Source organism: Gardnerella sp. KA01000 (assembly GCF_049244035.1).
Lineage (GTDB): Bacteria > Actinomycetota > Actinomycetes > Actinomycetales > Bifidobacteriaceae > Bifidobacterium > Bifidobacterium leopoldii.
This window is the reverse complement of the sequence record NZ_CP058367.1, coordinates 108103-121956: the sequence shown is the minus strand read 5'-3', so window position 1 is coordinate 121956 and position 13854 is coordinate 108103. Positions and strand designations below refer to the sequence as shown.

General features: G+C 42.5%; 10 protein-coding genes. 5 read left to right on the top strand and 5 right to left on the bottom strand.

What is annotated here, in order from left to right; translation table 11 throughout:
• Positions 1–112 precede the first annotated feature (112 nt).
• From HXT58_RS00490 to HXT58_RS00480, 3 genes are all read right to left on the bottom strand, one after another.
• The gene (locus HXT58_RS00490) at positions 113–919 is read right to left on the bottom strand and encodes a carbohydrate ABC transporter permease (protein WP_032835185.1); all 807 of its coding nucleotides are present in this window, start codon (positions 917–919) and stop codon (positions 113–115) included.
• A gap of 101 nt (positions 920–1020) precedes the next feature.
• A complete protein-coding gene (locus HXT58_RS00485) occupies positions 1021–1956 on the bottom strand; it encodes a carbohydrate ABC transporter permease (protein ID WP_004118448.1) in 936 nt (311 codons plus the stop codon).
• 47 nt (positions 1957–2003) lie between these two features.
• Positions 2004–3389 (bottom strand): extracellular solute-binding protein, encoded by a 1386-nt coding sequence (locus HXT58_RS00480; protein WP_004118447.1) that lies wholly within the window; start codon positions 3387–3389, stop codon positions 2004–2006.
• A 273-nt stretch (positions 3390–3662) separates the two neighbouring features.
• Here HXT58_RS00480 and HXT58_RS00475 point away from each other — a divergent pair, with 273 nt between their 5' ends.
• Entirely contained in the window at positions 3663–4688 is a 1026-nt protein-coding gene (locus HXT58_RS00475; protein ID WP_004118431.1) for a LacI family DNA-binding transcriptional regulator, read from the top strand.
• 148 nt (positions 4689–4836) lie between these two features.
• Here HXT58_RS00475 and HXT58_RS00470 read toward each other — a convergent pair whose 3' ends face one another.
• Complete coding sequence (locus HXT58_RS00470; protein ID WP_410295735.1) at positions 4837–5673, bottom strand: TraX family protein; 837 nt, start codon at positions 5671–5673, stop codon at positions 4837–4839.
• A 77-nt stretch (positions 5674–5750) separates the two neighbouring features.
• Positions 5751–7451, bottom strand: a complete 1701-nt coding sequence (locus tag HXT58_RS00465; RefSeq protein WP_064340170.1) for an alpha-amylase family glycosyl hydrolase — start codon at positions 7449–7451, stop codon at positions 5751–5753.
• Positions 7452–7709: 258 nt separating this feature from the next.
• Here HXT58_RS00465 and HXT58_RS00460 point away from each other — a divergent pair, with 258 nt between their 5' ends.
• From HXT58_RS00460 to pulA, 4 genes are all read left to right on the top strand, one after another.
• A complete protein-coding gene (locus HXT58_RS00460) occupies positions 7710–8939 on the top strand; it encodes an extracellular solute-binding protein (protein WP_064340169.1) in 1230 nt (409 codons plus the stop codon).
• A gap of 159 nt (positions 8940–9098) precedes the next feature.
• Positions 9099–10505, top strand: a complete 1407-nt coding sequence (locus HXT58_RS00455) for a carbohydrate ABC transporter permease (protein WP_004104794.1) — start codon at positions 9099–9101, stop codon at positions 10503–10505.
• On the top strand, positions 10502–11425 hold the full coding sequence (locus HXT58_RS00450; protein WP_004104797.1) for a sugar ABC transporter permease: 924 nt from the start codon (positions 10502–10504) through the stop codon (positions 11423–11425). The genes HXT58_RS00455 and HXT58_RS00450 overlap by 4 nt, the downstream gene beginning before the upstream one ends.
• A 311-nt stretch (positions 11426–11736) precedes the next feature.
• Positions 11737–13746 (top strand): type I pullulanase, encoded by a 2010-nt coding sequence (gene pulA, locus HXT58_RS00445; RefSeq protein ID WP_415706079.1) that lies wholly within the window; start codon positions 11737–11739, stop codon positions 13744–13746.
• Positions 13747–13854: the final 108 nt, after the last annotated feature.

Below are 13854 nucleotides of genomic sequence, written 5' to 3'. Positions count from 1 at the left end.
TCAGTACGCAATGCCACACTGCAACATTTGTCACACAACATTTGTCATACAACACTTGTTGCACCACGCTTTCGCGCACAACACTTACGTATCTTCTCTTCACTTATGCGGGTTACTTACCGCTACCAGTGGAAATACCTGCAATAAACTGCTTTTGGAAAATTACGTACACTATAATAACTGGCACAATCGCCAAAGAAGTCGCTGCAAACAAGCCACCATAATCAGTGCCATATCGCCCAGTAAACACCTTCAAGCCCACTGCGAGCAGCTGCTTCTTTTCGTCCGAAATCATCAAGAACGGCCACAGATAGTCCTCCCAGTTCCACAAGAAAGTAAAGATGGCGAGCGCCGCAATCGTGTTATGGCTCATAGGAAGAATAATACTGTGGAAAATACGAAAATCAGATGCTCCGTCCAGTTTTGCAGCTTCAATGAGTTCGTCAGAAATACCTGTTATTGACTGACGGAAGAGGAAAATGCCGAAAGCGCTAATTAATCCCGGGACAATTAAGGCTCGGTACGTATCTTGCCAACCGAAACTTGTCATCATATCGTACTGCGGAATAATAGTTACAGCCCACGGAACCATCATGGTGCTCATCACTATACCAAAAAGCAAATTACGGCAACGGAAACGCATTTTTGCAAATACATATCCCAACACTGCGCTGGTATAAATGGCAATTACCGTTTTTGCTACAGCAACAAACAACGAGTTGCAGAATAATCTCAAGAAATCAAATTTTTCCTGAATACCAACGTAGTTATCAAACGTACTAGGCATAGGAAATAGTCCACCATCGACACGCACAATATCACTATTTGGTGCAAATGAAGAAATGAACATCCACACAAATGGAATAATTGTTAGCGCAGAAAGCAGAAAAAGAAAAATAGTAAGCGACCAACTCAACACAGCATGACGAGTGCTGCTTCTTGCACAGTTACGTAATTTTTTCACAATACCCCCCTTAGCCGGCACCGTAACAACAACTCCAGTCGTTTCCGTTTTATTGCTCACACCAACTCACCGTCCTCAGAAGCTTTGAACATGATTATCGTGAGTACGCCAGTAAAGATAAAAAGCACTACGCTCATGGCTGACGCAATACCAAAGTTATACTTTTGGAAGGCTTGATCAAAGATCAAGTAGCTAATAGTGTAAGTTGCTGTTCCTGGGCCACCGTTAGTCATAACTAAAATCTGCACGTAGGCTTGCAGGTAAGCAATCATTGACGTGATCACAATGAATAACGTTGTAGGTTTGAGTAGAGGCAAAGTAATGCGGAAGAATTTTTGCACACTGTTAGCACCATCAATATCGGCTGCTTCATACACATCTTTGGGAAGGTTCATTAAGCCTGCTAAATATAGCACGGTTGCGTAGCCAAAATCTTTCCAAATGGTCATGATAATAATTGCCGGCATGGCCCAAGTAGAACTGTGCAGCCAATTAATATTCAATCCCGTAACTTTATCAATCATGCCAAACTGCGGATCAAACATCCACATCCACACGAAGCTTACTGCGACAAGTGGTGTAATCGTTGGCATATAAAATAGGCCACGCAGCGAATCTTTGCAATGCACGAGCTTGGAGCTGAGCAACATTGCCAAACCCAAACCGAGAATAATGCGGAAAATTACGGATATTGTCATGAAAATAGCTGTATTACCGATTGACTTCCAAAATAGGCCGTCGGTTAAAATCTGTTTGAAATTATCGAGCCCAACCCAGTTGTACGTTCCAACCAACGGATTCCACTCGTGGAAGCTGCCGGCAAACGCTTTATAAATAGGATAGGCAAGGAAAATCGCGAAATAAGCAACCAGAAATGTCACTGCCACATTGCGAAATGAGAAGGTTCGAGACAACGCAGCGGTTACTTTTGCTATACCACCAAATTTTTTCCCTAGAGGAGTTGAATGAGATTTCTGATCTAATTGTTCCATGATTTCCCTTGCCTTACTTGAAAGAACACACTTCAGTTTATGAATCTTTACTTGTGTTCTTTGAAGAATTCATACTTGCTTTCTGCAGACTTAAAGTTGGAATTCTTCATGTCTTTTACCATGGTCGCCTGTGCTTCTTTTACTGCGGAATCAATAGATTGACCATTTTGCATAACGTTTTGGAACGCTGCCTTGCTGCTGGTTTCCACCGTAGAAGGAGTGATGCCTGGCCAAATCAACCTATTCACGCGAGGCTGAATAGCCGCCATTACCGGGGCCTTAAGAATCTCTGGATCGTTCTGTAGCGATTTCTTCGCTGGGAACGAGTTCAGATGTTTCACTGCAGAGCGAATAAAAGCGTCGTTAGCGAGAATGAACTTGATAAAGTCTTGTGCCACGGCCTGCTGTTCTTTACTTTGGTGAGCGTTGATTCCTGGAGTAGATTCGCCATTGTAGCGATCATAAGCGAATGGCGTTTCTTTCGTGAATGTTGGAGTTGGGAAAATACCGTATTCTACGTTCGGATATTTTTCTTTCAGTAGGCCTTCAAGCCAACCCCAAGCGTATACCATTCCGGATTGTCCGTTGCCAAAACTTTGCGTGTAATCAGTACCGAAGTCTGTTGCAATAACTTTGTCTTTGTCGTACAAATTCTTTAGGAATTGCATGTTTTCGCGCGTAATTTTGTTGTCAAAATTAGGCTTTTTGCCACTTTTATCGAACGCAAGTTCGCCACGTTGATAGTTCAAGCCTTGGTTGATTGCAGCGTATGCATCACCATTAACATTGAAACCGGCTTGTACCATTTTGGAACCGTTCCACTTGGTAAGTTTCTTTGCCACCTCGCGCAACTCGTCCCAAGTCGTAGGAATATCTGCTTCTGTTAAACCGGCTTCTTTCCAAAGCTTTTTATTGTAGTAAATATTGCCAGTATTGATGACCGAGTCAATATACTTTACTTTTCCGTTGGAATCTTCGTGTGCGACAGAAGAGCTGTAGTCAGCTTCCATTGCTGCCTTGTCAACGTTGTAGTCGGCAGCGTATGGGCGTATAAGCTCATCCTTGGAATTGTGAATATTGAACAGAGCTGGGCCGCTTTTGCCTTTGAGTGCTAACGGTAGTTTTGTCCAATAATCGTCCCAAGCAACGTTCTTCGTTTTGAACGTTACGTTAGGGTAGATTTTCGTATACTGCTTGATCATATCGTAGATTGGGTCGGTACTACTGTCTCCCCAGCTCCAATATTCCAAAGCAATTGGCTTGCCTTGATTAACAAGATGGTTAGGGTTATATTTCAATGCTTCACCCATTACCGGCAAACCTTTATCTTTTTTTGTGTCGGTTACACCGGCAGAATTGCTGCCACACGCGCTAACACTAGCAAGCATGCCTAAAACAGCGACACATGAAATACATATTTTTCTAATGTTCATTGTTACTCCACTTCTTCGTGAAATTAATGGGTAAAATCTATAATATTGCGAAAAGTTTTCACTGGTCAAACAGAAAAAATGTGAATGTAAAGGTTTTCATTTCGAATCCGTTAAACTGCACCATTTTTGCGAAAATAAATACTTTTTTACCCGCGTGTCTAAAAATGTAAACCTTTACATTTATTGTATTTACATAACACTTATATGTTCTTTTTGAAGGGTATATATAACACTCTTCATATTTGAGCAAAAACAAAGAACAGAAGAAATAAAATGTCAAAAAACAGTATTAGCGATGTAGCTACGCTAGCAGGGGTTTCCATAGCCACTGTCTCTAGAACTTTCGCTCACCCAGACAAAGTAGCGCCAGCAACACGAGCAAAAGTTACGCAAGCAGCAGAACAACTCGACTTTACTGTATCAAGAACCGCAGGAGTACTGAAATCAGGCAAATCATACCGCATAGCACTACTTATTGGTAGCAGTCGCATAGAATGGTTTAGTGCTTCTATTATTGAAGGATTAAACGCTACGTTGCACGCAGCCGGATATGATCTAGTAATTTATTCAGTAGATGGTATCGAACAGCGTAAAACTTTCTTCAAAGAACTACCTTTACGCGGTAATACTGATGCCGTAATCGTATCTTCTTTCGATATCAGCAACAATGAGGCAGAGCAACTTCAACGCATAAAGGTACCTATTGTGGGCATTAATTGTGTAGCGTCTAAAATTCTTTCTGCAGCAATCAGCATTGACGATACTGCAGGAATTAAACTTGCAGTGCGCCATCTCACTACTTTAGGCCACAAAAAACTACTGTATGTTTACGAACATTTTAATTCACCACTTCGCTTCAGTTCTTCGAGACGAATTACCAGTTTTGAAACGATATGCAACGATACACCAGGAGTTCAAGGGAAAATCTTACCAATTGACTTTGGAGACAATCCCTTAGATGCCACTATTTCAGAACTATTTTCAAGCAGCAACCCTCCTACTGCACTGTGCTTTCACCAAGATTCCACAGCTATACCGTTCCTGTTTCGTTTACAAAAACTAGGCATACGAGTGCCAGAAGATTTGTCTATTATTGGTTTTGACAATAGTACTTTTGCAGAAGCATTAGGCTTAACTACCATTCGACAAAATCCATGTCTGATGGCTCAGCAAGCCGCAAATATTGCTTTAGCACTTATTAACGAGCAGCCAATTACAAGACGCCATATTACAGCTCCGCTTCAGCTTCTAATCCGAAACTCAACTGGTCCTGCCCCAGACATTACATCTGCAAACTGATTAGCGAATCAGATTAGAAAACTAGGTTTAAACGCTATACAAGGCGTAGTACCAAACTCGCTTTATAGCAAACCCTGATTTGCTATAAACCCTGATTTGCGGTAAAACTCGCCTTACAAACAAATCCAAAAACTGCTACGAAATGTTTTCAACGCAAGAATACTGCAAACACTGACGCAATGATCAACATCAGCGGATACCACACATACATAACACAACGGAATGTCGTCGAGTTTTTAGGACCATCACCATAAGCGCTACGATAATGCAACACAGCCACACCAATACCAGGTGCAAGCATCGACATAGCACCGAACATTCCTGCAGTCATCTCCATAGTAATTTCGCGCTTTTTTAATAATTCAAAAAGAAGTACGAAAATAAGCAAAGTTACACCGCCGAAGAAAATTCCATGCTGCACAAAAACTTTTCCTATCAAATTCCAAAGAAGACCCGCAATGATAAGCACAGTAATAGCAAAACCTTTACTAAATCCGCTTAAACGCTCCTTAATTGTATCTATACTCGAAAGTACAAATAGTGCGATAACCATTGCAAATACAGGATTTTGCGAACGCATGTCGAACAAACATTTTGAATTCACCAAATCGTATGGAACTTCGCAGACCACTGCTAAAATCAACAATCTTAACATGTAAAGATTCAAATTATGAGTATTGTGATATCCGCGTACTAATATCCACGCATACCATGGCACTGCAGTCCAGCTTATAAATTCGCAAACTAATATGACTGTCAATGCGAACATATTATTGGTTACTGTTCCGCCGAACATTCGTGCAATTACTGTGTTACTAAATGCACCTAGCATAAGCATAAAAGCGCCGAGCATTTTAAGTTTATTGAGCGTGATTCCAGTTTTTATGTTACGGTCAGCACGAATTGGTTTGCCGTTTGCGTCAAGCATTTCCTTATTCGCGTTACCGCTATCACGCATTATTGCTTTACCACTATTAATACCCATTGCACGTCCTTGTTTATTTGCGCATACCTAGTTTATATAAACTTTATCTGTAGTTACGTATCTAACTAACCTGTAATTTACATTCCAAACACTGCAAAACTTTGAGCGCCGAGTGTTAAGCAATCACCATTAACTGATATTTCTCCAATTTTAAGTAATGGATTGTAAGCAGATTCTTGCGTAAGATTCGCTAATGCTTCTAATGAAACTGTTTCGCTATTTACACCTGGGTTCATAACCACAATGCTTCGTTCCACAGCTGATTCTCCTACGTCACCTTTTGCGCAACGCTCGTAAGCAAAGCCGCGGCCGTCAACCGGAGCATACAAAACTCTCCAAGACGCGTCAGCTTGCAAAGATTTGCGACTATGGCGAAGCGCAATAAGCGAGCGCACCCACGAAAGGAAGGAATCTTCGCAATTAATTTGCGCAGAAACAGTTGGAATTTCACCACTTTCCACTGCTTGTTTTCGAGAATTTGCGCAAGTTCTTCCGTCTGCTCGCGCTTCAACAGGCAAGTATAATTTAGATTTTGCAGCCATCGAGAAGCCAAAATTCTTTGCATCGTCCCATTGCATTGGCGTACGAGTGCCCGTACGAGCGTAGCCGCCTTCTTTTGTTGGAATATCGCGATATTTCATGCCAATTTCGTCGCCATAATACACGAATGGCACGCCTGGCATAGTGAGTATCATGCCGAAAGCCACGCGACGCTCACGATCGCCAAGACGCGGAGCAAGACGCGGCGTATCGTGATTGCACGTGATGAAACTAAAGTAACCTTGCGAATAGGTTGACTCATATTGTGGGCAATAATCGTCTAAAAATGGGCAAATACTGCCGCCGCCGTGCGCATTAAAGTAGCTGTGATCATGCTCAGGATTGCCGTCTAAAGCATTATCAACATCACGAGCTAAACGTGCGTAACCGTTAGGGTTTCCATCCCAGCGCCAATTCAAATAGAAGTCCATGTCGAATCCTGCAGTAAGAGCCTGACGTGGCCTGCCCCATTCGGACACAAAAGCAGCCTGCGGATACTCTTCTTTCACAGTGCCAAGCATTTCCTGCCATGCGCGAATTGTATTGTCTTTGCCAAGGCTTCCTTCGCCATTATTGTCATCGTTTTTTACAAGCGAATCAGCCATATCAACTCGGAATCCATCCGCACCAAGCGAAAGCCAAAATCGCATAATATCAACCATTGCAGCGCGAGTTTCTGCCGCTTCTTTGGAATCTGGAGCGGATTGCCAAGCTCGATCCCTATGTGCAAAACCGTAGTTTAATGCAGGCTGACATTTGAAGAAGTTTAGAATATAAGTGGCGTCACGCTCAGTTTCACCGCCAATAAACGGCATAGAATAGCCGCTAAACGCACTGTCTGTCCAAATATATCGCTTGCTAAATTCGTTTTCTTCAGCTTTCGAACTTTCCTTAAACCACTCGTGTTCTTCACTCGTATGACCCGGCACTAAGTCAAGCAATATGCGGATTCCTCGATTGTGAGCTTCACTAAAAAGCTGCTTTAAATCTTCGTTCGTTCCGTAACGCGCAGCTACTTTTTTGTAGTCGCGCACGTCATAGCCCGCATCTTTAAAAGGCGAGTCATAGCAGGGATTAAGCCAAATTGCGTTGCAACCAAGCGATTTTACATAGTCTAACTTTTCGATAATTCCTTGAATATCGCCTATGCCATCGCCATTGGAATCACAAAAACTTTGCGGATAGATTTCGTAAAAAACCGCGTCTTTAAGCCACTGAGCATGATCGTATAATGCCATTATTTCACCCTTCTAGCGTTGTGCTACTTAGTTTACACACAACCACTTGAAAAAATTTATAGGGCAAAATATACAGACTAACCCGCCACTCATTTGCAAACGACACGATATCCGTGTATACTACACAGTGCTTACGAACGGATTTGTGAGACTTGTGACGCTGCTCTACGCAGCAATCGCGATGTTGCGCCACAACGGAGTCCGTTACTACGCCACCAAATGATATGCCGGTTTTTGGCATGATATAGGAGGTCAAGGATGACGAATATTAAGAAGATGCTGGGTGCAGGTCTTGCAGTTGCTACTTTGTTTGGATTTGCAGCTTGCGGTTCAAGCACTAACAATAGCGATAAGAAGGCTGCTGATTCAGCACCTGTTCAGCTCACCGTTTGGGGTTCTGCTGACGATCAGAAAGATGGCGGCTGGATTAAGACTGTTGAAGCAGAATTCAAGAAGGAAAATCCAAACGTTACTTTCAAGAACGCTGTTGTTGAGCCACCAGACGCTGCTAAGGCTGTTAAGCAGGATGCTAAGGCTGCTGCTGATGTGTTCCTCTTCCCTAACGATCAGCTCGGCGACTTGGTAAAGGCTGGAGCAATCGGCGAATTAAGCGATGACGCCACAAAGCAAGTTAAGGAACAGAACGAAGATACTTTGATCAAGTCTGTTACCGCTCAGGACGGTAAGCTTTACGGCGTTCCTTACACCGGCAACACTTGGTTCATGTACTACAACAAGTCCAAGTTCTCCGCTGATGACGTTAAGTCCCTCGACAAGATGCTTGAAAAAGGCAAGGTTTCATTCGATCTTGCTAATGCTTGGTATCTCCCAGGCTTCTACCTCGATGGCAATATGACTCTCTTCGGCGAAAGTGGAAACGATGCTAAGGCTGGCATGAAGCTCAGTGATAAGGCTGCTGAAGTTACCAAGTACATTGCAACAAAGCTCGTTGGAAACGAAAAGCACTTCGTACTTGATGGAAATGGTCGCGGCTTGGCTGGCTTGAAGGACGGCTCCGTTGATGCAATATTCTCCGGTTCTTGGGATGCAGCCAAGGTTAAGGACGCCTTGAAGGATAACTATGCTGCAGCTGCTCTTCCAACCTTCAAGACTGAGTCTGGCGAGCACCAGATGAAGTCCTTCGCTGGTTCTAAGGCTGTTGCTTACAACACCAACACCAAGTCTCCAGAGATGGCTGCTAAGTTCGCTGCATTCTTGGGCTCCAAGAAGTCCCAGCAGATTGCTTTCGAAAAGGAAGGTGCAATTCCTTCTGACAAGTCCCTTGCTGACAGCGTAAAGGCAGAGCCAGCTGCTGTTGCTCAGATGGAAACCATTGCTAAGACTTCTGTCTTGCAGCCAGCAATTCCTGAAATGGGTAAGTTCTGGGATCCAGTTCAAGCATTCGGCACTTCTATCTCCACCGGTAAGATTACTGGCGATAATGCTGCCGCGCAGACCGCAGAATTTGCTAAGGGCCTAGAGAAGTAAGTAAACAAAACTTACTCTAGCCAACAAATCTAAATAGATGCATAAGCAGTGTTTTATGCACTTTGAGTAAAACAATGCGCCCCAGCCCCCGCTCCGGCAAGGGGTGGGGCGCATTGTTTATCTTCTACAAAATAATTTTGTTTACATGAAAGGCATGTCATGACTGGCACGACATCCACAAAGCGAGAAAGACGCCAGAAGAAGACGTCAACTGCAGAACGCTTTGCTCCTTCACCTTATTCACTGAAAGAGGCTGCAAAACATGCGGACATTCTTTCATGGATTTCTGTTGTTATATTTGGCTTTGGCAATTTTGTCCGCAAGCAATACATCAAAGGCGTTATATTCTTAGCGTGTGAAGCAGCTTTATTCGGATTCTTATTTACAATTGGATTGGATTATCTTCCAAAAATTAACACTCTTGGCACAGTAGAACAGGGCAGAGTTAAAGTCAACGGATTCTGGCGATACAGTGCGGGCGATAATTCTGTAGAAATTTTACTGTATGGAGTTATGTCGATATTAGCGATTGTATTGCTTGTATATCTGGCAACTCTCGCTCTTCGCAGCGCGTACAAAGCGCAATCTGTAATGGCAGACGGCAAGAAGCCACTTAATTTCATTGATGATGCTAAGACTCTTCTTGACGAAAAAGCACACGTCGGTTTTATGACTCTTCCAACTGCTGGCATTGTGTTATTCACAATTTTGCCATTGTTCTTCATGATTTCTATGGCTTTCACAAGCTATGATGAGAATCATCAACAAAAATTCAGCTGGATTGGGTTAGACGTTTTTTCTCAATTCTTAACCGGAAAAAGTGATTTAATTAAAGCTGACGTATTCTTTGACGTATTAATCTGGACTCTTGTTTGGGCATTCCTTGCAACCTTCCTGAACTTCTTCCTCGGCATGTTCATTGCAATGATAATCAATAGAAAGTCCACTCGTCTTAAGGGATTGTGGCGAACTTGCTTCTCACTTACAATTGCAGTTCCACAGTTTGTTTCATTGCTTATTATGAACAATATGCTTAGCCAGAACGGTGTTATTAACATTGTCTTTAAGCAAAACGGTTGGATACATCAAGAGCTTCCTTTCCTTACGGATGTAACTTGGGCTCGAGTGACGGTAATTCTTATCAATCTTTGGGTTGGTATCCCATTCACCATCATGCAGATTACAGGTATCTTGCAGAACGTTCCTGCAGAACTTTACGAAGCTGCAGAGCTCGATGGCGCAGGTTGGTGGCAACGTTTCATGAACGTCACAATGCCATACATCATCTTTGTTATGACTCCATATTTGATTACTACCTTTACTGGCAACATCAATAACTTCAACGTTATTTATCTCTTAACAAAAGGTGGCCCAGCAAGTAGCAAAGTCAACAGTGCAGGCGGCACCGACTTGCTTATCACATGGCTCTACAAGTTGACTGTTGACCAGCAAAACTACAACGCAGGTGCAGTAATTGGTATTTTGACATTCATGGTACTTGCCGTCGTAGCACTGATTACGTATCGCAACTCTGGATCTTACAAGAATGAGGAGGGATTCCGGTGAGTGATAAAACTACAACTAAGAACGAAGAAGCTGTTGTAAAGAGCACTCGTAGTGTTTCTTTCCTTAAAGATCAACATGTCAGAAGAGTAATTGGAGATACTTTCTCGCATCTGTTCTTGCTGGTGTTGTCAGTTATTTGGTTGATTCCAATCTTGTGGGTTTTGTTAGAAAGCTTCAACAAGAACACTGGTTCCTATCAGAAAACCTTCTTCCCAACTGAATACTCACTAAATAACTATATAAAGTTATTTACCGATACCGATGACATTAATTTCCCACGAATGTTCCTCAACACTTTGATCGTGTCAATTTTCGTGTGCATTATTTCTTTGGTGTTTGTGTTAGCAGTGTCCTTCTGCATGTCTCGTCTCCGTTTCAAAGGACGTAAGACATTCATGAATCTTGCTCTGATTCTTGGTATGTTCCCAGGTATCATGGCTGTTATTGCTATCTACTTCATTTTGAAGGCTCTTGGTTTAACAAAAGGTTCGATTGTATTAATCGCACTTATTATCGTTTATTCTGCAGGTAGCGGTGCTGGCTTCTACATTATGAAGGGCTACATGGATACTATTCCAAAGTCTTTGGATGAAGCTGCATACTTGGATGGATGCACAAAGTGGCAAGTATTCTGGAAGATTATTGTTCCAATCTGCAAGCCTATGATTGTGTTCCAAGCAATTACTGGATTCTTGGGACCATGGCTAGACTTCGTTATGGTGAAGACAGTAGTGAGAGACAATAAGGAAAACTACACAGTTGCTTACGGATTAATGGAGATGCTTACCAAAAAGTATCTACCTGATTGGTACGCTGCATTCGCGGCAGGTGCTGTGTGCATTTCCATACCAATCGTAATCCTGTTCATTATTATGCAGCGCTTCTACGAAGAGTCCATGTCTGGCTCCGTTAAAGGCTGATAATTTACAGGATATAAATTTACTGAAGGCTGAGACGCTTTCGAGCGTTTCAGCCTTCTCTTTCACTAGACAACACGAACACATAAAAATAAAAAATAACTTAACACACTCACCGTTTGACTTAATACGATAATGGCTATCGCATAAACCCTACCGTGTTTAGCCAAATAGTGCCGCAAAACATAAAAAACTTGATAACAGAACAATAAGTAAATAATAAAATTTAAAAAACTGTATAATGACTAATACAATTAGATAATTTAGAAAATTTAGACAATTCGCAAAATAGCGAAAGAAGAAGGATACCCTATATGACGACTCCATCTTCGGCAACATGGCCTGTATACGAAGGACCTCTTGGATTTACTTTAAATGCTAAATCTACAACATTTACCGTATGGGCACCAACTGCACAGAATGTGACGTTAAGACTTTTTGAAACTGGAAACAACAGTGAGCCAATTCAAACACACGAATTGAAACCGTTGCATGACGGAGCTTGGCGGATTAATTTCCGTAAGCGTTTAGACGGCATATACTACGATTATCTTGTTACTTTCCAAGATGGCACAGTAAATCGAACTAGTGACCCTTGGGGTGTAGCAAGCGGTGTAAATGGTGAGCGCAGCCTTGTCATAGACGATGAGCGAGTGTCTCCTGCCAATTGGCATAAAGATAAGTCTCCTAAGTTTGTGCGCCATGCAATGGTTGTGTGGGAAACGCATGTTGCAGATTTCAGCAGCAATCCTAATGGCGGCTTTAAGCCAGAGCATAGAGGCCAATATCTCGCTTTTACTGATGAACATACATCTTTGCAAAATCCAGATTCTTCTGAATGCAACTTCCCTACTGGCTTGGATTATTTAAAGCAGCTTGGCATTACTCATGTGCAACTCGAACCTATTTACGATTTTGCAACAGTTGACGAATCCACAATCGACAATGCGCGCAAAAATGGTGCTTCAGCAGAAGAATTAGATTCTCTATACAACTGGGGCTATGATCCTCACGCTTACAACGTTCCTGAAGGTGCTTATTCTAGCAATCCTTACGATGGCACTGCGCGAATTCGCGAATGCAAGGCAATGATTGCGGCATTACATGCTAATGGTCAACGCGTAATTATGGATGTTGTTTATAATCACATGTACAAGTCCGCAGAAAACGCTTTCGAATGCATGGCTCCTGGGTATTTCTGCAGGCGAGACTCTGACGGATCTTTTGCTAACGGCTCTGGCTGTGGAAATGAAATGGCTTCTGAACATCCTATGTTCCGCAGGTTTATTATTGAATCTTTGCTGCATTGGGCACGCTGCTATCACATTGATGGCTTCCGTTTCGATCTTATGGGATTGACTGATACTGAAACCTTAAATCAGGCACGAACTGCATTAGACAAGCTTCCTGGCGGTAAAGATATTGTTATGTATGGAGAACCGTGGGGTGCTTCGGATCCTGCTGTTGATGAGAAAGTTCCGATGGGAGATAAAGACGGCAGAGGCACTCTTAACGAGCGCATAGGCTGGTTTAGCGACGAGTCTCGCGATTCCCTCAAAGGCAATGTTATGAACCATCGCGACCGTGGATATGTTAATGGCAATGAGTTCTGGTGCTCAGATGCGGCTCGCCAAACTCTTAATGCATGGCGTGATACTCCTTCTGCAGGTAAAGAAGTTGGACAGATTGTTCAATATACTTCTGCTCACGACGATTTGACTTTGTGGGATAAGCTTTGTATCTCTATGCGCGAGAATGCTAGCGATTTTGAGTTTGACGCTCAAGATGTACAACAAGTTGCGGATATTTTGAACGCTAATATGTTTGCAGCTGGAATTGTTTTGTGCTCTGCAGGCACGCCGTTTACGCTAAGCGGAGAAGAGTTTGGACGCACTAAGCACGGTTGCGATAATTCTTATAATCGCGGTGTACTAATGAACCAGCTTGACTGGGCGCGCACTGAACGTTTCAATCCGCTTGTTCAATGGTATCGTGCACTTATAAAGCTTCGCGCTGAATATAGCTCATTGTATGACGGCAAACGCAAACAACTTGAAACGTCTAACCATACTGTTTTGGCTACGCGCATTGGCAATAATCTAATTGTTTGCGCAAATCCTATGTATCATGAAGATGCAACTATTCAACTACCTGCAATTCATAGTGCAAAATCTCAAGAGTGGCATTGCGTACTTAATTCAAGTGATTATTTTGCTAAGTGGACTGGAAAACAGCCTGACACCAAGGTAAATATTACAACTGAAAAAAGCGCTGCTACCCTACACTTGCCTATCAGAACTTTTGTTGTGCTTAGCAACAAGTAATTGCGTTTTAGTAAGTAAAAAAAAAATAATAAACTATCAGACGATTGCAACTAAACATGAGTAATCACAACACTTGTGTTTAGTTGCAATTACTTATAAAAACTAGCA